Origin of the sequence: Labrys methylaminiphilus subsp. lupini, from assembly GCF_051161885.1 — a bacterium.
In the GTDB taxonomy this organism is placed as follows: Bacteria; Pseudomonadota; Alphaproteobacteria; order Rhizobiales; family Labraceae; genus Labrys.
This window is the reverse complement of record NZ_JBMDIH010000001.1, coordinates 1,723,256-1,742,352: the sequence shown is the minus strand read 5'-3', so window position 1 is coordinate 1,742,352 and position 19,097 is coordinate 1,723,256. Positions and strand designations below refer to the sequence as shown.

The 19,097-nt window shown below is 61.8% G+C and carries 19 protein-coding genes; 15 read left to right on the top strand and 4 right to left on the bottom strand.

The features are described 5' to 3' along the window. Positions 1-53 precede the first annotated feature (53 nt). The 3 genes from ACN6KF_RS08225 to ACN6KF_RS08215 all read left to right on the top strand — a co-directional run bounded on the left by ACN6KF_RS08225 (position 54) and on the right by ACN6KF_RS08215 (position 3,348). Positions 54-566, top strand: a complete 513-nt coding sequence (locus ACN6KF_RS08225; protein WP_434956378.1) for an Lrp/AsnC family transcriptional regulator — start codon at positions 54-56, stop codon at positions 564-566. A gap of 242 nt (positions 567-808) precedes the next feature. Continuing rightward, positions 809-1,531, top strand: a complete 723-nt coding sequence (locus ACN6KF_RS08220) for a tellurite resistance TerB family protein (RefSeq protein WP_434956377.1) — start codon at positions 809-811, stop codon at positions 1,529-1,531. Between the two features lie 539 nt (positions 1,532-2,070). Beyond that, positions 2,071-3,348, top strand: a complete 1,278-nt coding sequence (locus ACN6KF_RS08215) for a S41 family peptidase (protein ID WP_434956376.1) — start codon at positions 2,071-2,073, stop codon at positions 3,346-3,348. A 46-nt stretch (positions 3,349-3,394) separates the two neighbouring features. Here the strand turns inward: ACN6KF_RS08215 and ACN6KF_RS08210 are convergent, their stop codons facing one another. After that, the gene (locus tag ACN6KF_RS08210) at positions 3,395-4,084 is read right to left on the bottom strand and encodes a cysteine hydrolase family protein (protein WP_434956375.1); all 690 of its coding nucleotides are present in this window, start codon (positions 4,082-4,084) and stop codon (positions 3,395-3,397) included. A gap of 129 nt (positions 4,085-4,213) precedes the next feature. On the opposite strand from ACN6KF_RS08210, the gene ACN6KF_RS08205 reads away from it, so the two are divergent. The 12 genes from ACN6KF_RS08205 to ACN6KF_RS08150 all read left to right on the top strand — a co-directional run bounded on the left by ACN6KF_RS08205 (position 4,214) and on the right by ACN6KF_RS08150 (position 15,889). Beyond that, positions 4,214-5,080, top strand: coding sequence for a MurR/RpiR family transcriptional regulator (locus tag ACN6KF_RS08205; protein ID WP_434956374.1), 867 nt, complete (start codon positions 4,214-4,216; stop codon positions 5,078-5,080). 113 nt (positions 5,081-5,193) lie between these two features. Beyond that, complete coding sequence (locus ACN6KF_RS08200; protein WP_434956373.1) at positions 5,194-6,513, top strand: type I glutamate--ammonia ligase; 1,320 nt, start codon at positions 5,194-5,196, stop codon at positions 6,511-6,513. Continuing rightward, positions 6,513-7,322 (top strand): N-formylglutamate amidohydrolase, encoded by an 810-nt coding sequence (locus ACN6KF_RS08195; protein ID WP_434956372.1) that lies wholly within the window; start codon positions 6,513-6,515, stop codon positions 7,320-7,322. The genes ACN6KF_RS08200 and ACN6KF_RS08195 overlap by 1 nt, the downstream gene beginning before the upstream one ends. Next, complete coding sequence (locus tag ACN6KF_RS08190; RefSeq protein WP_434956371.1) at positions 7,319-7,945, top strand: cysteine hydrolase family protein; 627 nt, start codon at positions 7,319-7,321, stop codon at positions 7,943-7,945. The genes ACN6KF_RS08195 and ACN6KF_RS08190 overlap by 4 nt, the downstream gene beginning before the upstream one ends. Continuing rightward, positions 7,938-8,714 carry an ABC transporter ATP-binding protein gene (locus ACN6KF_RS08185; RefSeq protein ID WP_434956370.1) on the top strand — a complete coding sequence of 259 codons (777 nt, stop codon included), beginning with the start codon at positions 7,938-7,940 and terminating at the stop codon, positions 8,712-8,714. Before ACN6KF_RS08190 ends, ACN6KF_RS08185 begins: the two co-directional genes overlap by 8 nt. Then, positions 8,707-9,444: an ABC transporter ATP-binding protein gene (locus tag ACN6KF_RS08180; protein WP_434956369.1), complete on the top strand. Its 738-nt coding sequence runs from the start codon at positions 8,707-8,709 to the stop codon at positions 9,442-9,444. Before ACN6KF_RS08185 ends, ACN6KF_RS08180 begins: the two co-directional genes overlap by 8 nt. Continuing rightward, on the top strand, positions 9,441-10,343 hold the full coding sequence (locus ACN6KF_RS08175) for a branched-chain amino acid ABC transporter permease (RefSeq protein WP_434956368.1): 903 nt from the start codon (positions 9,441-9,443) through the stop codon (positions 10,341-10,343). The genes ACN6KF_RS08180 and ACN6KF_RS08175 overlap by 4 nt, the downstream gene beginning before the upstream one ends. Further along, positions 10,340-11,380 carry a branched-chain amino acid ABC transporter permease gene (locus ACN6KF_RS08170; RefSeq protein ID WP_434956367.1) on the top strand — a complete coding sequence of 347 codons (1,041 nt, stop codon included), beginning with the start codon at positions 10,340-10,342 and terminating at the stop codon, positions 11,378-11,380. Before ACN6KF_RS08175 ends, ACN6KF_RS08170 begins: the two co-directional genes overlap by 4 nt. Positions 11,381-11,384: 4 nt before the next feature. Then, positions 11,385-12,563, top strand: coding sequence for an ABC transporter substrate-binding protein (locus ACN6KF_RS08165; RefSeq protein WP_434956366.1), 1,179 nt, complete (start codon positions 11,385-11,387; stop codon positions 12,561-12,563). 1 nt (position 12,564) lies between these two features. Then, entirely contained in the window at positions 12,565-13,314 is a 750-nt protein-coding gene (locus tag ACN6KF_RS08160) for a cyclase family protein (RefSeq protein WP_434956365.1), read from the top strand. A gap of 274 nt (positions 13,315-13,588) precedes the next feature. Continuing rightward, a complete protein-coding gene (gene lysM / locus ACN6KF_RS08155) occupies positions 13,589-14,062 on the top strand; it encodes a peptidoglycan-binding protein LysM (RefSeq protein ID WP_434956364.1) in 474 nt (157 codons plus the stop codon). A 183-nt stretch (positions 14,063-14,245) separates the two neighbouring features. Further along, entirely contained in the window at positions 14,246-15,889 is a 1,644-nt protein-coding gene (locus tag ACN6KF_RS08150) for a Hint domain-containing protein (RefSeq protein ID WP_434956363.1), read from the top strand. Positions 15,890-15,968: 79 nt separating this feature from the next. Here ACN6KF_RS08150 and ACN6KF_RS08145 read toward each other — a convergent pair whose 3' ends face one another. From ACN6KF_RS08145 to ACN6KF_RS08135, 3 genes are read right to left on the bottom strand one after another with little or no spacing between them, the layout of a single operon-like run. Continuing rightward, positions 15,969-16,787, bottom strand: coding sequence for a carbohydrate ABC transporter permease (locus ACN6KF_RS08145; protein WP_434956362.1), 819 nt, complete (start codon positions 16,785-16,787; stop codon positions 15,969-15,971). A gap of 40 nt (positions 16,788-16,827) precedes the next feature. Then, positions 16,828-17,724 carry a carbohydrate ABC transporter permease gene (locus tag ACN6KF_RS08140; protein ID WP_434959636.1) on the bottom strand — a complete coding sequence of 299 codons (897 nt, stop codon included), beginning with the start codon at positions 17,722-17,724 and terminating at the stop codon, positions 16,828-16,830. A gap of 35 nt (positions 17,725-17,759) precedes the next feature. After that, the gene (locus tag ACN6KF_RS08135) at positions 17,760-19,094 is read right to left on the bottom strand and encodes an ABC transporter substrate-binding protein (protein ID WP_434956361.1); all 1,335 of its coding nucleotides are present in this window, start codon (positions 19,092-19,094) and stop codon (positions 17,760-17,762) included. Positions 19,095-19,097: the final 3 nt, after the last annotated feature.

Genomic DNA, 19,097 nt, shown 5'->3' with positions numbered 1-19,097 from the left:
TGAATGCGCTCTGATTGAGCGGTATTGACGCAATTTTGTATCGTCAGGTCCGTATGTCGCGCATTTCCGGCTCATCTCTCGAACTCGACGCGTTCGACGTCGCCATCCTGGCGATCCTGCAGCGCGACAACCGGACACCGCAGCGCAGGATTGCCGAGGCCATTCATCTGTCGGCACCGGCCGTGCAACGCCGCATCCACCGCTTGGAAGCGGGCGGCATCATCACCGCCAATGTCGCCTTGCTCGATCCGGCAAAAGTTGGCCAGCACCTGACCATCGTAGTCAATGTCGACCTGGAGCGTGAGCGAAGCGCCTTGATCGACGAGGCCAAGAAGGCATTTCTGGCCGAGAGCGGCGTGCAGCAATGCTATTATGTCGCCGGAGAAACGGATTTCGTGCTGATCCTGAACGTGCCGTCGATGGGCGATTATGAAGCGCTGACACGCCGGCTGTTCTTCGCCAACAGCAACATCAAACGCTTCCGGACTTTCGTGGTAATGGACCGGGTCAAAACCGGCACCGCCTTGTCCCTGGACAAGGTTCCGGGCGTCTCGGCAGCGCAATGAAGTCTCAATCTAGTAGATTTGAATCATATTGTAACATATTGAATTATAACAATAAATATGTAATTATATGGCGAATTCGCATTGCCTTCATGACCAAGATTTCATATTGGCGGCCTTGAAGCGGCCGGGTTCTTGGCACCACATCCGGCCGTGCTGATCGATCCGGTCGAATCCCAAGATGGAGACGTCCGAAAGTTCGTGGCGAGCTCGGGCTGGGCGATCGTAGAGGAGCAAGACGAATAATGGATCTGAACAATCTGCTTGGAAAAGTGCTGGGTGCCGGCGGTCAAGTTCTCAACACGCCAGGCAAGAAACTGGCGGCTGGTGGCGCAGCGGCGGGCATCCTGTTTACAGAGACCGGACGGGACCTGGCTGGCGCGGCTGTCAAATATGGCGGTATTGCCGCTATCGGCGCGCTGGCGCTGCATGCCTGGCAGCGTAGCCAGGCTGGGCAGGTCGGCGCTCCGGCAGCGGCTGACAACGGCACGGCCGCAGCGAACAGCGCGCCCGGCGGCTTCCTGCCACCGCAATTATCGACCCCACAGCCGCTGCCGCCCGTTATCGAGGCGCGTGCAGTGGAGGCACTGCCGGTGGAAACCCCGGCCGCGGCTGAAAGCCATGCCAAGCTCTTGCTGGGGGCCATGATCAACGCGGCCAAGGCCGACGGCAATGTCGATGCCGAGGAGCAGAGCCTGATCCTCGGACATGCCGACAAGCTCGATCTCTCCGACGAGGAGCGCAACTTCCTGTTCCAGGAGTTGAGCAAGCCGTTCGACATGGAACCGATCGTACGCGGCGTAAGCACGCCGGAACTGGCCGCCGAAGTCTACGCCGTTTCGCGCATCGCTGTCGGCGCCGCATCACCGGCCGAGAATTCCTACCTGCATGTACTGGCCGGCCGCCTGAAGCTGCCACAAGCCGTCACGGGCCAGATCGACAGCGGCCTGGCGGCCGTCGGCCGATAGACGACCGACCGGACACCGGATCGCATCGGTCTTGTACACCGACCGAGACCGGGCTTTTTGAGGAAGCCCGGTTTATCAAGCGCTTGGCCCAGCCGGAGGCATGGGATTATGTTCCATAATATATCTTATGCGAATTAGAGGATGTGGGGCGGCACCCCACTCCCGAACCAGTTTCGGTCGGCATGTACGGCGACCTTGAGCCAGCGGCACCGCCGGAAATCGCAGCCCGCTGATCAAGGCTCTTCCAGGCTGTCGTACCGCTCATGAGCCACGTAACGGTCATGCGTCCGGCTAGAACCTCGACAAGGCCGCGGTGAGCCGCGCAACGCATTCATGTTACCGCCTGGTCGACGGCCGTTCATATGCATGCCAATTTCAGCCAGTAGGACCGCCGTTTGCTTGGAGGTCGCCTGATGCGCCGCATACTGCTTTTCTGCCCGCTCTTGCTGGCGTCGCCGGCCCAGGCCGCATCGGACTTGACGGATGGCGTATGGCTGACGACTGGTTATGGCCACGCCTATGCGATTGACGGCGAACATTTGCAGCGCTTCGAGATCACGGCGATCAGCTGTCAGAAATCCGCCTCGGCCGAGCGCGTCGCGGCTTCCGGGAGCGCCGTGCGGTTTGCCGGTTCCAGTGTCAATAACGACACCGGCGTGACCGATGCCTTCGTTTTCCGGCCAGGACAACAGCCGAACCAGCTCGTGCTGAACGTCGACGGTGTCGCCACTCAGACCCAACTCACCCGTATCGACGCGCTGCCTGCGGCCTGCACGCAAACCTCCTCCATCGATCCCGTGACCAATTTCGACGTTTTCGTTCGGACTTTCGCCGAACATTATCCCTTCTTTACCCCGCACCGCGTGGACTGGGTTGCCATGACAGCCGCGCATCGTGCAACGATCAGCTCTGCCACCGACGAACAAACGCTCTTTGCGCATTTTCGTGAGATGCTGGCGCCGCTCGAGGATGCTCATGTCTGGATCGAGGCACCGGCCCGCCATCTGGAATTCAGCGGCTGGCGTCCTCCCGCGGCCAGGAGTGAGGCAATTCACCAGCGGGCGCTGGCCATCGTCGAAAAACGCTTCCTGACGACACCCCTCGCCTGGTACTGCAACCGCCAGCTCGCTTTCGGCATGCTGCCTGACGGTGTTGGCTATTTGCTGATCGTCAGTTTCGAAAACTACGACAAGAATGCCGAAAGCACGGCTCAGACAGCGGCGCTCGATGCGGCGCTGGACGATATTTTCGGCAAGGCACCGGGCTTGCGGGGGCTCATTGTCGACATCCGGCCCAATGGTGGTGGCACCGAAATGCTGGGCCTGGCGATTGCCGCCCGTCTGACCACCAAGCCCTACCTTGCCTCCAGCAAGATCTTTCGCATAGACCCCAGCGACCCGACGAAATTCAGCAAGCCACAGCCGATCATGGTCATGCCGTCATCGCGGCCCGGCTTTTACGGGCCAATGGCGCTGTTAATGGGCCATGACAGCGTCAGTGCGGCCGAAGCCTTCGCCATGTCTCTTCAGGGACGCACGAACAAACCCGTTTTCATCGGCGAGAACACGCAGGGCGTCTTCTCCGACGTGCTGATCCGCCATTTGCCGAATGGCTGGCGCTTCGGTGTCCCCAATGAGATCTACTTGAATGAAAATGGGCAAGCCTATGATATCACGGGTGTTCCGCCCGACAAGTTGGTCGCTCTGTTCACAGACTCCGATCTCGATGCCGAACGCGACCCGGCTCTTGAAGCCGCGGCACGCGCTATCGCCGAAACGACCCGGCCGGGTCGTACGCCCAACTCCCCTAGAAATTGATGAATCACTTCATCTATCAATATCTAAGTATTGATAGATAATGGATTTATGCGACATTACGACTCGCCAAGCGCCTGATTTCGGCAATCATCTCGTCGGTGCTGCGCGTACGGCAATAATGACCGCCCATGCTCTCGATCGATGCAAGATGGTTCTCGGGTGTCTCGGCCGCGCAGCAATCCTCGACCTGGGTCACGAGGAAGCCGCGGTCGGCGGCGTCCCGTATGGCGGACTCGACGCACTGGTCGGTGACAACCCCATAGATGACCAGAAATTCCACGCCGAGATTGCGCAGCACATAGTCGATATTGGTGGCATTGAAGATGCCGGACGCAGTCTTGGGGATGATGATTTCATCGCCCCTGGGGCCGACAGCCTCGATCACTTGCGCTTCCCAGCAACCCTTCGGGAAATTCAAGCCCGAAATCTTGTGGTCCAGGCTGCGGTCGCGCCCATCCTGGGTCAGGCTTTCAAGCACGGTGAAGATCACTTCGATGCCGGCGGCCCTCGCCGCTTCCTGGAGGCGAGCCTGGTTAGGGATCACCACGCTGTCGATACGCTCGTAAAAGGCCTGCTTTGCCGCTTCCGGCGTATCGGGCATGCGTGCCCGAGCCAGGATCTGCTCGTTGAACTCGCCATTCTGCATGTCGACATTGAGCAGTGCCGTTCGGGCCGGAACGATTTCACGCTCCCGGTAGGCACCGCCCGGCGCGTCAATGGCTGGAAGGCCTGCCATGAAGTCCTCGCGGGAAGGGGTTGTTTCGTTGTAATTCAAATTACGGCTTTGCTCGTAATTGGCCTATCCTGTACCGAGGCATTGTGAAAGACAATGGCCTCCGCATGGACGTCGAGAAGAGGTATCGCCATGGAGCCCCCGAAAGCCGCCCTGCCCCAGACCGGCACGACGCTTGCCGATCGTGTCGCAGCGACCATGCCGTCCCTGAGCGATGCTGAAAAGCGGGCGGCGCGCGCCCTCCTCGCCCGCTATCCCACCACCGGCATGGAGACGGTGGCTCTGTTTGCCGAAAGAGCCAAGGTGAGTTCTCCCACCATTCTGCGCTTCGTGGCCAAGCTCGGATTTCCAGGCTATGCCGACTTCCGGCGGGCGCTGCGCGAGGAAATGGAAGCCCAGGCCGAATTCCCGCTGACGCGTCCGCATGCCGATGCCTCGACATCGGCGCTCATCGAATTCAGCGGCGCCCTGGCCGAAACGGTGCAGGGTTCGATTGCCATGATCGACGAGGCGGAACTGGCACGCCTGGTGGACATTCTCATCGATGAAAGGCGTCAGGTTTTCCTGCTCGGCGGCGATTTCACCGAACCGGCTGCGCGGCATCTCGAATTCCACCTGCGCAAGCTTCGCGGCAAGGTAAGGCTGTTCTCCACGGCGCTGATGCGACGCGCCGACGAGCTTGCCGAACTTCGGCGCAAGGACGTCGTTATCCTGTTCGACATTCGCCGCTATCAGGCCGACACAGTGCGTACGGCGGAGGTGGCCAAGAGCCGTGAAGCCGTGGTCGCCCTCTTCACGGACCAGTGGATGTCGGATGCCGCCCAGGTCGCCGACATCGTGCTGAGGGCGCGCGTCGACGTCCCCTCGCCTTGGGACAGCCTGATCGGCGTGATCGCCCTGGTGGAAGCGGTCGCGCTTGCAATCAATTCCCGGCAATGGTCGATTGCCAGGGCTCGCTTCGAAACCATCGAAGGCGTACGGCAGAAGCTGCTCCCGTGACGTTTTCTCATTTTGCTAAAAATTACGGCATCACCGCTATCAACATCATCTTGTAAGAAATAATTCTCGCGTGCTAGCGTTCGTCCCAATAAAAACAGGGGAACGACACGCCAATGGCGACAATGCCTGAAAGCGTCATCACGGTCTGCTGCAGCGACATTGCCGGTCAGGTCCGAGGCAAAGGATTTCCAGCCACCGATCTGGAGAACCGCCGCCGTTTCGGTGTCGGCTGGACCCCGACCAACATCATGATCAATTGCTTCGGCCGCATCCCCGCCACCCCCTTCGGTGCGGAAGGCGACCTCATGCTGGTGCCACAGCCGGGCGGGGATATCCGCCTGCCCTATGACGACGGCACGCCCACCGAGCACATCATCCTCGGCGACATTCAGACCATGGCGGGCGAACCTTGGGATTGCTGCCTGCGCGGCCTGCTCAAGCGCGCCCTCGCCGCGCTCGAGGCGGAAGCGGGCCTGCGCCTCATCGCCAGCTTCGAGCATGAATTCTGGTACGGCGCCGGTGAAGAGCGTCCGGGCGATTCCTACGCCGCCAGCAGCATCAGGGGCATGGAGGGCTTCATCGGCTCCTTCCTGGCGGCTTTGCGCGCCAACGATATTGCCCCCGATACCTTCCTGCCTGAATACGGCCCACGGCAGTATGAGATCACCATCGACCCGGCAGAAGGCCTGAAGGCGGCCGACCAGGCGGTGAAGCTCCGCGAGATCTGCCGCTCGCTGGCCCGCCGCCACGGCAGCCATGCCAGTTTCTCGCCGGTGGTGACGCCGGGCATCGTCGGCAATGGCGTTCACATCCATTTCAGCCTGACCGATCTTGCCGGCAAGCCGGTCTGCCACGGCACCGGATGCCCGTCCGGATTGAGCGAGATCGCTGCTTCCTTCTGTGCCGGCATCCTCAGGCACGCCCGGGCCCTGTGCGCCATCACCGCGCCCAGCGTGATTTCCTATGAGCGGCTGAAGCCGCATTCCTGGTCGGCCTATTACGCCAATCTCGCCGATCGGGACCGCGAGGCGCTCCTGAGAATCTGCCCCTATCCCGAGATCGAGGGCGTCGACGTCGCCAAGCGCTACAACATCGAATATCGCGGCGCCGATGCCACTGCGAGCCCCTATCTGCAACTGGCTATGCTGGTCTTTGCAGGACTTTCTGGCATACGCGGAGCCCTGCCCGCCCCCTTCATCTCCAGCGGCGATCCCGGGCGCTGGAGTGCCGAGGAGCGTGCCGAGCGCGGCATCGACGACCTGCCGCGCAGCCTCGGCGAAGCCCTGGACGCCTTGGAAGCCGACACCGCCGCCGTCGCTTGGCTGGGGCCAGTCCTGACCAAGGCCTATCTCATGCATAAGCGCGGCGAGATCGAAATGGCCGGCGATACGGGCCTGGAAGAACTCTGCGCCCTTTATGCGAGGGCCTATTGATGACTTCGCCCCAGCGCCCTGCCCCAACAGGCCTGCTCGCCGCTGGCGATCCGCCGCCGGTCGGCTTGCATAATGGTGAGGCATCCTCCCCCTTCTTGATCATTTGCGACCATGCCGGCAATGCAGTTCCCGCCGCGTTGGCTGGGCTGGGCTTGCCGCAATCGGAACTCGAGCGCCATATCGGCATCGACATCGGCATCCTGGGCGTGAGCATAGGCCTGTCCGATCGTCTGCAGGCGCCGCTGATATTCCAGCGCTATTCGCGTCTGGTCGCCGAGTGCAACCGCCGGCTCGGTTCGCCCAGCTTCATCGCGCCTATTTCCGATGGAACGCTGGTGCCGGCCAACCAGGATCCGACGGCCGATGACCGCCGGGCCCGCATCCGCGAGATCGTCGATCCCTATCATGCCGAGATATCCGCCCACATCGACCACAAGTTGGTGGCCGGCCTGCCCCTGATCCTGGTGTCGATGCACAGCTTCACGCCCTCGCTCCGGGCCGCTCCCGCACCGCGCCCCTGGCATGTCGGCCTTTGCTATCACGACAACAGGCAATTCTCGGACCTGGTCCTCGCCGAACTGGCCGATCAGAGCGATCTCGTGATCGGGCGCAACCAACCCTACGGCGTCAACATGGCTGAGGATTATTCCGTGCCTGTTCATGGCGAGGAACGGCGGCTGCCCTATGTCGAATTCGAGATCCGCCAGGACCTCATCGCCGAGGCATCCGGCCAAGCCGCCTGGGCGGAGCGCCTCGCTCCCATTCTGACGGCAGCCTATGCGCGCTTCGGCGTGGAGACCGGCCGATGATCCCCGATCGCAAGGCAGCTCTCGATCCCACCCGCACTGCGATCCTGGTGATCGACACCCAGGATGGCATCTTCAACGCACAAGCGGAGGCGGCACGCCCCCATTTCTATCGCTCGGCCCGCGACGTCGCCATTCCCAACATCGCGCGCCTGCTGGCTGCCGGCCGGGCAGCGGGCGCCGAGATCATCTATACCGTCATCGCCAGCCTGACCGAGGACGGGCGCGACCGCAGCCTCGACTACAAGCAGACCGGCTTTCACTTCCCGCCTGGTGCCCCTCAGACGCGAGTCATCGCCGAACTCGCGCCCGGTCGGGACGAGATGGTGCTGCCGAAAACCTCGTCCAGCCTCTTCAACTCCACCAATTTCGAATATCTCATCCGCAATATCGGGCTCGATACCATCGTGGTAACGGGTTTCCTGACCGATCAATGCATCGACCATACGGTGCGCGACGGCGCCGATCGCGGCTTTCGCATGGTCTGCCCCGTCGACGCCTGCACGACCGACACGCCCGAGCGCCACGAGCGGGCCTTGAGTGCCTTCAAGGGCTATTGCCGGCAGGCTGGTACCGACGAGTTGGTGAGGGAACTGACTAGCTCACGGAGACGCGGCGATGGCTGAACCATCAGCGCCCCTGCTGCGCACGGCCGATCTCACCAAGGCCTTCCGGGGCCTGGTCGCCCTGCGCAATCAGGCCATCAGCGTACGGGCCGGCGAGATCGTCGGCATCATCGGCCCGAACGGATCGGGCAAGAGCACCTTCTTCAATCTGGTAACCGGCTTCTCGCGGCCCAATGCCGGCACGATCGAGTTCCAGGGCCAGTCGATCGCCGGGCTGTCGACCGCTGCCATCGTCGAACGGGGCATCGCCCGCACCTTTCAGGGATCGCGCCTGTTCGGCTCGCTGAGCGTGCGGGACAATGTACTGGCCGCAGCCCAGCTTCGTCACCCCATCGGCCCGTTTGCTGCGATCCTGCGCGGCGCACGCTTTCGGGCGCGCCTCGCCGCCGCCCAACACGCCACCGATGAATTGCTCGATTTGATGGCGCTCAAGCCGCAGGCGCTGCAGCCGGCGTCCGCCCTGCCCTACGGCGACCAGCGTCGTCTCGAAATCGCCCGCGCTTTGGCGACGCAGCCACGGCTGCTGCTGCTCGATGAGCCCGCCGCCGGCCTCGATTCCAACGAGACCCGGGTGCTGGCCGGGTTGATCCGCACCATCCGAGATCGCTACGGCATCGCGGTCGTGGTCGTCGAGCACGACATGGATCTGATCATGAATCTGTGTGAGCGCATCCAGGTCCTGGCCACCGGCGAGGTCATCTGCACGGGCACGCCGGCGGAAGTGCGCAGCAATAGCAGGGTCCGGGAGGCCTATCTCGGCCATGCCTGACGCCCGCTTCTCCTCCCCTTTGCTCCGGATCGACGGGCTCGAAGTCAAATTTGGCGCGGTACGCGCGCTCAAGGGCGTGTCCCTCGATGTCGGCCAGGGTGAAGTCGTCGCCCTGGTCGGCGCCAACGGCGCCGGCAAGAGCACGACGCTACGCACGGTCTCCGGCCTGAATCGTCCGAGGGCCGGCAGCATCACCTTCGCGGGCCGGGCCATCGCAACCCTTCCTCCGGCCGAGATCGTGCGGATCGGCATCTCGCATAGTCCGGAGGGTAGGCGCCTGTTCGGCGGCCTGACGGTGGCCGATAATCTGCGCCTCGGCGCCTGCACGCGGCATGATCGCGACGGCATCGTCCGTGACCTGGAACGCATGTTCGCCCTGTTCCCCATTCTCAAGCAGCGCCTGACGCAATTGGCAGGCACGCTTTCGGGCGGCGAGCAGCAGCAGCTTGCCCTCGCCCGCGCCATGATGGCGGCCCCTCGCCTCCTTCTGCTCGACGAACCCTCGCTCGGCGTCGCTCCCCTGCTGGTCCGCCACATCTTCGATGCGCTGGCCGAGCTCAAGCGTCAGGGCATGACCATGCTCCTGGTCGAGCAGAACATCGCCATCGCCCTGGAACTGGCCGACCGGGCCTATGTGCTGCGCACCGGCCGCGTGGTGCTGTCGGGCAGTTCGGCCGAGCTGACGGCCAATGACCGCGTCGCGCAGGCCTATCTGGGGGCGGACGAATGAACGGGTTCGAATATGTCCTCCAGCAGGTCATCAATGCCATCAGCCTCGGCAGCCTCTACGCCCTGGTCGCCGTGGGCCTGTCCATCGTCTTCGGCGTGCTGCGGCTGACCAATTTCGCCCATGGCGACGTGATGATGGTGGGTGCCTTCACCACCGTGATCCTCGGCGCGACCGGCATGCCTTTCGCCCTCGCCATGCTCTGCGGCATCCTCGCTGCGGCCCTGGCGGGCTTCGTGATCGAGCGCGTCGCCTATCGGCCCATCCGCAACGCACCCGACGTCACCCGGTTGCTGACCAGCCTTGCCGTCACCTACATCCTTGAAAATCTCGGCATCCTGGCTTTCACCTCTTCGCCGCGCAATTTTCCCCTGCCCGATTTGCTCAACGGTTCCTGGCAACTGGCCGATGGTGCCATCACCTTCACCAACATCAACATCCTGACCATCGCCCTCTCCTTCCTCTCGCTGCTGGGGCTGGGGTGGTTCATCACCCGCACCACCGTCGGGCTCGGCATGCGGGCGGCGGCCGAGGACATGTCGGCCGCCCATCTCGTCGGCCTCGACGTCAACCGCGTCATCGTGATCGCCTTCGTGGTGGCCTCCGCCTATGCCGGGCTCGCCGGCGTGCTCTGGGCGGCGCAGGCCGGCGTCGTCCAGCCCCAGATGGGCTTCACGCCCTTGCTGAAGGCCTTCGTCGCGGCGATCATCGGCGGCTTCGGGTCGATCGCCGGCGCCCTCGTCGGCGGCTACATGCTCGGCGCCCTCGAGATCTTCATCGTCGCCTTCCTGCCCGATGCGGTGACACCCTATCGCGACGCCATCGTCTTCAGCCTGCTGATAGCCTTCCTGCTGTTCCGTCCCGGCGGCCTGCTGCAGCCCAATCGCGAGATCAAGCTATGAAAGCAGGCCTGCGCCTTCCGCTCACCGCTGCGATCGGCATCGCTCTCGCCACCGTGGTCGCCATCAGCGCCCCCCTTGTCCTGAGCGACTATTTCACCCGCATACTCATCCTGATCGCACTCAATTCGGTGCTGGTACTCTCGCTCTCGCTCAGCAACGGCTTTACCGGCGTGTTCTCGCTGGGCCATGTCGGCTTCGTCGGCGCGGGGGCCTATGCCTCGGGCATCCTGTCGCTGACGGTGCAGCAAAAGGCTGCCTTGCTGCCGCATTTGCCGGCCCTGCTGTCGGGCTTCAGCCTGCCCTTCCTGCCGGCAACCCTGGCCGCCGGCCTGTTCACGGGCCTGCTCGCGGTGATCGTCGGCTATCCCCTGATGCGCCTGTCGGGCTACTTCGTTTCTGTGGCGACCATGGGCTTTCTCATCATCGTCAATGTCGTCCTGATCAACGCAGCGGACTTCACCCGCGGCTCGCGCACCTTCACCGGCGTGCCGCTGCAGACCAATCTGCCCTGGGTGATGGCCTGGCTGGTGGTGACGCTGCTCTTGCTGGCGCGCCTCGTCTATTCCCCCTTTGGCCGCTCGATGATGGCGGTGCGGGACGACACCATCGCCGCTGGCGCCATCGGCATCGGCGTGCTGCGCACGCGCCTGATCGCCTTCGTGATCGGAGCCTTTTTCGCTGGCGTGGGCGGTTCGCTCTATGCCCATTATCTCGGCTCCTTCTCGCCGATTACCTTCTATTTCGCCATGACGCTGAACCTGATCGCCATGCTCGTCCTGGGCGGCATGGGTTCCCTTTCGGGTGCATTGATCGGCGTTGTCTGCGTCTCCCTTCTTTCGGAAATGCTGCGCTCGGCCGAGCGTGGCTTCAGCCTGCTCGGCATAGCGGTGCCGCCTTTGTTCGGGGCGAGCCAGATCGTGCTCGGCATCCTCTTCATCCTGATCATGATCTTCCGGCCGAAGGGGATCATGGGCGACCGCGAATTGACGTTCGGGGCGACCAAAACATCGGCGAACAATCCATCAATTGAGAGGTGACCAGATGTTGACGTTGAGCAGACGCAGAACCCTCGCCCTCGGCCTGTCGGCCGCCGCCATACTGGCGATCCCCGGCCCGGCCCTCGCGGCCGATCCGATCAAGATCGGCTATTCGGCCAATCTCACCGGTGTGCAGGCCTCGCTCGACGGCCCCATGCTGAACGGCGCCAAGCTGGCAGCGCAGGAGATCAACGCCGCCGGCGGCGTGCTGGGGCGGCCGATCGAACTGGTGATCTATGATTCCAAATCCGACGCCACCGTGATCTCCACCGTCGCCAGCCAGATGATCGACAGCGACAAGGTCGTCGGCATCATCGGCTTTGCGGATTCGGATTCGGTGCTGGCCATCGGGCCCCAGGTGCAGAAGGCGGAAATTCCGTTCGTCACCCCCGGCGCCACCTCGCCCAAGCTGCCGGCCCAGCTCGGCAACCAGGTCTTCCTCGCCGCCTTCGGCGACAATGTCCAGGCCGCCGTGGGAGCGGAATTCGCACTCAAGACGCTGAACGCCAAGACCTGCTATCTGCTGACGGATATCGGCACCGAATACACCACCCTGCTCTCCGACTATTTCGTCAAGGCTTACGAGCATGGCGGCGGCAAGATCGTCGGCAAGGACAGCTACAAGATCGGCGACAAGACCTTCACCGCCCAGATCGCCAAGATCAAGGCGCTTTCCGAGAAGCCGGCCTTCATCTATGCGGCCGCCAATGCCGAGGAGATCGGCCTCATCCTCAAGCAGTTACGCCAGGCCGGCATCACCCTGCCGGTGGTCGGCGGCGATGGCTATGACACGCCCTTGCTGCTGCAAGTCGGCGGCGAGGCGGCCAACGATACCTATTTCACCACCCACGCCTTCATCGGCGATGGCGCCAGCGCGAAGGTGAAAGCCTTCATGGATGCGTACCAGAAGGCCTACAACACCGTACCGGAAAATGCCTTCGCCGCACTCGGCTACGATGCGGTGAAACTGATGGCCGATGCCGTCAAGCGAGCCGGCGCGCCCGAACCTGCTAAGATCCGCGATGCCCTTGCGGCCACCTCCGGTCTCGACGGCGTGACGGGTACGATCACCTACCGCCCGAATATCTCGGTGCCGGACAAGTCGGTCTCGGTCATCGGCGTCAAGGGCGGCAAGCTCACGCTCGCTGGCGAAGCCGCGCCATCCTTCGTCGCGGAGCCCTGACATGGCCACGCCCCTTCCCCTCTGGGAGGTCTATCGCGCCGCCTTCGCCGGCGCGATCTTCACCGATCTGAGCCACGCCTTCCACCCTGGGCAGCCACGCTTCTCGGCCTTTCCGGACGAGGAGCGCCTGGTCGTATTCGACTACCCCAAGGGCGATGCCTTCCAGGTGCATCGCTACGCCTTCGTCGGGCAATGGGGCACGCATGTCGATCCGCCCGTGCATTTCATCGAGGGCGGGCGCGCCGTGGACGATCTGCCGGTCTCCGAAATGCTGCTGCCTCTGGTGGTGCTGGATATCCGGCACAGAGTTGCCGCCAGCCCCGACGCGACACCGGAGCTGAGCGACATCGCGGCCTGGGAAGAGCGTAACGGGCGTATCCCCGCAGGCTGCTTCGTTGCCCTGCGTACGGGGTGGTCAAGCCGCTGGCCGGACAGCGAACGCTTCTACAACCGCTCGGCAGACGGCGTTTCCCATTGCCCTGGCTGGTCGCGGGCGGTGCTCGAAGAGCTGTTCGAAAGGCGGGAAATCGCCGCCATCGGCCACGAGCAGATCGACACCGATCCCGGCGTGGCGACATCGAAGGGCGATTTCGGCCTCGAACATTATGTGCTGTCACGCGACCGCTGGCAGGTCGAATTGCTCGCCAATCTCGATGATGTGCCGGAGGTCGGCGCCCTGATCATGGCAAGTTGGCCGAAGGCGAAAGGAGGTTCTGGCTTTCCGGCTCGCGCTATCGCCATCCATCGCTGATTTCGGACTGTTTCGGCATCGTACCGGGAATGCCATGATCATCCCGGAACTCGTCGCTCAACTCCTGCCGAGCCAGTATTCGCGTGGGAGATCGGCCCGCCCGCTGTCGCTTCACCACGAAGACAGGCGTTTGACGTTGTGCTTGACTGCGCAGGCGACCGCTTCGACAGACGCTGCACTTGCCGGGCCCGTTTGCCTCGAATTTGTGTGACCGCACAACCGTTCCATGCTAGCCTATCTTTAGGTAATTTTGCCTGATACGCCTGGAGTGAACATGGGACTGTTCAATTTCATCAAGGACGCCGGCCATAAGATGTTCGGTTCGAGCAAGGCCGAGGCAGCGCCGGCGGCAGCTTCGACCGATGTTGCCGCGCTGGTGAAAAAGCAGATCGAGGAAGCCGGCCTCAAGGCCGATGGCCTGCAGGTTTCGGTGGATGGAGACAAGGTCGTCCTGGGCGGCGTAGCTCCCTCCCAGGAAGTCGCCGAGAAGATCATTCTCACCGCTGGCAACAACAATGGCGTGGCGCAGGTCGACAGCCAGCTCGGCGTCAACGCCCCCGGAACGCCCTCGACCATGTATACGGTCGTAAAGGGTGACACGCTCTGGGCCATCGCCGAGAAGCATTATGGCAAGGGCAAGGGCAATCTCTACAAGGAGATCGTCAAGGCCAATACGCCGCCGGTCAAGGACCCCGACCACATCCTCCCCGGCTGGGTCCTGCGCATTCCGCCGATCGGGCAGGCCTGAGCCTTCTACCTCCTCACGCAGTAACTTCGAACCCGGCGAGACATCTCGCCGGGTTTTTCTTTGGTGTCGCCCTATAAAAGCTGCGGGCCAATAGAACCTCACAACGGAATACCTTCGATGCTAATCATGCAGGTCGCCAATGGCGTCGCTGAAAAGAATTCGGCGCAACAAATTGGCCGTTGATTGATTGCAAAAGAAGGCATAAACACTACCTTCAGATATAAATTCTATAGATATGTCATTTTTCCAGATGGAAAATCCTTTAATTTAAATTTCAGCCACAATCCTACCTCTCTGCCAATTATGGCCTTTATACGGAGTCGTAAGAGGATGAGCGTTCCAGGGAATATTACCGTACCTGAATTTCTATTGTACCCAAATGGCGACGTGAACCATCCATACCCCGTTAAGGTTAAAGTGGAGTATGTAGAGGAAGATCTATTTGATCCGGGGCCAAAAGTTATAATAGACGGCGCGTCTATCGGAAGTCTTGGTGGCGGAACCTCTATCGAAGAATACAATTCTCCAGTCAACGGCCAGAGTTTCGAAGGCTATAAGCTTGTTGGCAGCGTTTACAACTCCAAAGGAAGCGAAAAAATTGTTACAATTTTTATTGACAAATTTGGCAATGTCGTTTCTGCGTCGGGCGAGAACATTTATTGGACCGGTACGCAGCTTGAGACAGTCCCGCTTACAACTGACGCCCCACTGCCCAAGGCAACATTCGGCGATGCTCCCTGCTTCGTAGCCGGGACGATGATCCATACGACCCGGGGCAATATTGCGGTTGAGCATTTGAGGATTGGCGACGTAGTCATCACTGCGAATAGCAGTCGTCGCAAGATTGTATGGCTGGGGTGTAATGAGGTGGAACCAATCCGCCATTCCCAACCGGAGGAGACCTACCCCTTTAGAATCCGCGCCCACGCTTTCGGCGATCATCGTCCCTCTCGCGATCTGTGGTTATCGCCGGATCACGCGGTGGCAGTACCCTGCCTGTCAGATGTGCTCATTCCGATCAAGCATCTCGACAATGGAGCGACCATTTCGCAAGTGCCGCTCGACAGGGTGGTCTATTGGCATGTCGAATTGGAACAGCATGACGTGCTTCTGGCTGAGAATCTACCGACGGAGAGCTTCCTCGACACCAGGGGCAAGAGTTTCTTCAGAGTAGTTGAACTCGGAGAGGGACAGGTGAGTTTTCCCACACGCAGTAGGCAGCCCCATGCTCAGTTACCGCGTCGCAGAAACTGGAATTCAGATGCTTGCCTGCCACTGGTGACCGAGGGCCCGATCGTGGCGGCCATACGCGTTCAGTTGCTGGATCGGGCCAAGCAACTCGGTTGGACACTTTCCAACCTGGCAGCTTTGCGCTTTGAGACGGAAGGGGGAGAAGACGACCTGGGTGTCCACGCCTTGTCCGATACATTCTATCGCTTGATTTTCCCAGCTCATGTCAAAGCTATCGCATTATCTTCCTCCACTTTCGTGCCCCGCCATACGGATGTGGAGACCTATGATGATCGCCGTTTAGGCGTGCCTCTACATCGGTTGGACGTGCATGATTCGAACGGATTTCGTAAGATTGCTCTCGACGATCCAGGTCTTTCGGAAGGGTTCCACGCCATCCAGCAATGGCAGGGCGATCGCTGGCGCTGGACGAATGGGCGGGGCACCATCGCTTCCAGCCTGTGGGCAGACGCCGTCGGTTTGGTCACCCTCGAGATCGAACTGGCACGCGATCGAGGCCGAACACGTGCCTGGCTTGAGCCAACCGACGACAGCCTCCCTCACGACAATGCATACAACTCAGAAAACGCTGCATAATTCCTGACTGGCATGGGCGTGACAGCGGAGGCTGTCATCAAGTACGGTTCTGCCACGTGGAAGTGGCAGGAGACAGCCCCTATTTCACCGCCCCGGCCGTTAGGCCCGCGACGATCTGGCGCTGGGCGAACAAAGTCAGCAACAGCACCGGCAGCGTCACAACCAGCGCTGCGGCGGCGAGCGGCCCCCAACTCACCTGCTCGAAGGACAGCATGTTGTAGACGGCGACAGGCAGCGTGCGCGTCTCGCGGCTGGCCAGCACGATGCCGAAGACGAAATTGTTCCAGGAGAAGATCACGGCCAGGATCAGCGAGACCACGATGCCGGGCTTGGCGATCGGCAGTGCCACTTTGTAGAAGATCTGCCAGCGCGAAGCGCCGTCGATCATGGCCGCTTCCTCCAGCTCCAGCGGTGTCGTCTCGAAATAGCCGATCATGATCCAGATCACGATCGGAATCGTCACCACCAGATGGATGATGATCTGCGGCCACAGCGTGCCGAGCAGGCCGAGCGACTGGAACAAGAGGAACATCGGGATCAGGAAGGACAGGCCCGGCGTCATGCGGGCGATCATGATCACCATCGCCGCCTTGTCGGCCTTGATGCGGGCAATGCCGTAGCCCGCCGGTACGCCGACGATCAGCGCCAGCGCCGTAGCCGCGCCTGTGACGACCACACTGTTCCAGAAATAGCGCAGGAAATCGTTGGTGGCGAAGATCTCGGTGTAGTTCGACCAGGCGAACTGTTCGGGAATCAGGATCGGCGGATAGGCGCCGTTGTCGATCTCGTATTTTAGTGAGAGCGACAGCATCCAGATGAAAAAGAGCAGCGCCGGCGACACCACGACGAAGCCCAGGAACAGCGTGCCGGCGAGACGCAGGAGACTTCGAAAGGTCATCGTCCGAAACTTCATCATCCAAGCCTTCATCTTCTTGTCCTCAGGTGTTCCATTTCGCGCGCTGGCGCAGATGCAGCAGCACCAGTGACATCAGGATGATGATGACGAAGAACACCACGGCAATCGCCGAGCCGTAGCCGATGTCGTAATAGGAGAAGGCCACATTGTAGAGATAGAGGTTGATGGTCTCCGAGGCCGTGCCCGGGCCTCCCTGTGTCATTGCATAGATGATGTCGAAGCTCTTGAGGGCGTCGATCGAACGAATGATCACCGCAATCATCATGAAGGGCAGGATCATCGGCAGCGTGATGTAGCGGAATTTCTGCCAGGCATTTGCACCGTCGATCTCAGCGCCTTCGAAGGGTTCACGCGGCATCGAGGCCAGTCCGCCGAGCACGATGAGCATGATGAGCGGCGTCCACTGCCAGGTTTCTACCAGCACCAGGGAGGGAATTACCGTGCCCTGCTCGAAGATCCAAGCCTGGGGCGGAATGCCCACCAGCGACAAGAGGTAGTTCAGGACGCCGAGTTGGGGATGGAACATCATGGTCCAGACCAGGGCGACCGCGACGGGCGTGGCCATCATCGGCATCACGAAGATGCCGCGCAGCACGCCGCGTAGCGGCATCTTCGAATCGAAGACCAGGGCCGCCAGCGTGCCCAGGATCAGGGGCGCCACCACTGAGAGCACGGTGTAGGTGAGCGTGTGCCACATCGACTCCCAGAACCGCATGTCGCCGGCCAGGCGGATATAGTTCTCGAGCCCGACGAAGCGCGGCGCTGATCCGACCTGCCAGGCATTGGCGCTCATGCCGATGGTGAACAGCCAGGGAAAGACGATCACAGCCGATACGAGCACCAGTGCCGGCAGAATAAAGGGCCAGTAGCCCGGCCGCAGGGGGCCGGAACCACTGTCAGCCGCCTGGGCAGGAGCCATCGCCTGAGCAGAAGATCTGGCTGGGCTTTCGACGCTCATTGCGCCTCGCTGCGGGCGAGCACGGGCTTGAAGGCCTCCGTCGCCTTCTTCATCTCCGCCGCCGGATCGGCGCCGCCGAGCAGATTGGTCAGGCCCACGCCGATGATATCGCGGAACTCGGTCACCGGAATGATCACGGGAAGCCCGAGCTGGCTGATCGGCGCCGACTGCGCGACACAGTCGACCCAGCTTCCGGGCATGGTGACGCCTTCACGGACCTTGGCGTCGTTCAGGATCGAACTGCGGAACGGCACGCCCGCGCCAGCCTGCAACAAGCGCGCACCCATCTCCTTGGAAATCGCCCACTGGCAATAGAGATAGGCGGCTTCCTTCTTTGCCGAGGCCTCGGTAACGCCGATGCCATCGCCGAAGGTGGCGGAGGCCTGTGTCACCGGCCCTTTGGGCATCACGCCATAGCCGACCTTGCCGACGACGCGAGACTTCTGCGGATTCTCCAGCGGCGGGGCAAAGCCGACGCCGTCGAGCCACATGCCGACCTTGCCCTGCAGGAAGGCGGACTGGCATTCGGCCCAGTTGAAGCCGGTGACGCCGCGCGGAGCCGACTTGGTCATCAGGCGCTGATAGAGCGCGGCCGCCTCGATGGCCTCGGCGGAATCGGTCTGCAGCGCGCCGTCTGCGCCGACGGGGTTCTTGCCATGGCCGAGCAGGAAGCTGGTCCACACCGGCACATTGGCATTCTTGGCGCCGCGCGCCACGAAGCCGGCAATGTTGTTGCTGGCATCGGTGATGGCTTCTGCCGCCTTGACCATCTCCTCGAAGGTCTTGGGATATTCCAGCCCCTTAGCGGCGAACAGATCCTTGTTCCAATAGACGATCCAGTAATCCACCGAGAAGGGCAGTGCACCGAAGCGACCATTCTTGTCCTTGGCGAAGGCGAGGCCCGCGGCGGCGAAATCGCTCTCGACCAAAGAAGGATCCGTCAGTTCCGGGTTCTTGAGGAACGGTCCGAGATCGGCCAGCCAACCGGCCTTTTCGAACTGGCGCTTCTGCACGTGGTAGCTGACATGGATGACATCGAAGCTCGGCTTGCCCGAAGTCAGCTCGATGACGGCCTTCTGGCGTTGCTGCTGCTCGGGAGTCTGCTCGGCATTGACCTTGATGCCGGTTAGTTCCTCGAATTCCTTCTGGTATTTCTGCAGCGTATCGCCGCGCGGGCTCTTGATCAGGTTCACTTCGAGCGTGGTGCCGGCATATTTCTTCCAGTCGACAGCCGCGAAGGCCGGCCGGATACCCGCCAGACCGGCAGCGCCGAGTGCGGCGGAACCGGCCAGGAATTGCCGGCGCGACGGCTTCAACAAATCAAAACTCATAGG

Bases quoted from the DNA above. Each gene is read 5' to 3' on its own strand.
- ACN6KF_RS08200 (WP_434956373.1), top strand. From the start codon at position 5,194: ATGGCGACAATGCCTGAAAGCGTCATCACGGTCTGCTGCAGCGACATT.
- ACN6KF_RS08195 (WP_434956372.1), top strand. From the start codon at position 6,513: ATGACTTCGCCCCAGCGCCCTGCCCCAACAGGCCTGCTCGCCGCTGGC.
- ACN6KF_RS08180 (WP_434956369.1), top strand. From the start codon at position 8,707: ATGCCTGACGCCCGCTTCTCCTCCCCTTTGCTCCGGATCGACGGGCTC.
- ACN6KF_RS08185 (WP_434956370.1), top strand. From the start codon at position 7,938: ATGGCTGAACCATCAGCGCCCCTGCTGCGCACGGCCGATCTCACCAAG.
- ACN6KF_RS08175 (WP_434956368.1), top strand. From the start codon at position 9,441: ATGAACGGGTTCGAATATGTCCTCCAGCAGGTCATCAATGCCATCAGC.
- ACN6KF_RS08190 (WP_434956371.1), top strand. From the start codon at position 7,319: ATGATCCCCGATCGCAAGGCAGCTCTCGATCCCACCCGCACTGCGATC.
- ACN6KF_RS08160 (WP_434956365.1), top strand. From the start codon at position 12,565: ATGGCCACGCCCCTTCCCCTCTGGGAGGTCTATCGCGCCGCCTTCGCC.
- ACN6KF_RS08145 (WP_434956362.1), bottom strand. From the start codon at position 16,787: ATGACCTTTCGAAGTCTCCTGCGTCTCGCCGGCACGCTGTTCCTGGGC.
- ACN6KF_RS08165 (WP_434956366.1), top strand. From the start codon at position 11,385: ATGTTGACGTTGAGCAGACGCAGAACCCTCGCCCTCGGCCTGTCGGCC.
- ACN6KF_RS08170 (WP_434956367.1), top strand. From the start codon at position 10,340: ATGAAAGCAGGCCTGCGCCTTCCGCTCACCGCTGCGATCGGCATCGCT.
- ACN6KF_RS08140 (WP_434959636.1), bottom strand. From the start codon at position 17,724: ATGGCTCCTGCCCAGGCGGCTGACAGTGGTTCCGGCCCCCTGCGGCCG.
- ACN6KF_RS08210 (WP_434956375.1), bottom strand. From the start codon at position 4,084: ATGGCAGGCCTTCCAGCCATTGACGCGCCGGGCGGTGCCTACCGGGAG.
- ACN6KF_RS08220 (WP_434956377.1), top strand. From the start codon at position 809: ATGGATCTGAACAATCTGCTTGGAAAAGTGCTGGGTGCCGGCGGTCAA.
- lysM (WP_434956364.1), top strand. From the start codon at position 13,589: ATGGGACTGTTCAATTTCATCAAGGACGCCGGCCATAAGATGTTCGGT.
- ACN6KF_RS08205 (WP_434956374.1), top strand. From the start codon at position 4,214: ATGGAGCCCCCGAAAGCCGCCCTGCCCCAGACCGGCACGACGCTTGCC.
- ACN6KF_RS08225 (WP_434956378.1), top strand. From the start codon at position 54: ATGTCGCGCATTTCCGGCTCATCTCTCGAACTCGACGCGTTCGACGTC.
- ACN6KF_RS08135 (WP_434956361.1), bottom strand. From the start codon at position 19,094: ATGAGTTTTGATTTGTTGAAGCCGTCGCGCCGGCAATTCCTGGCCGGT.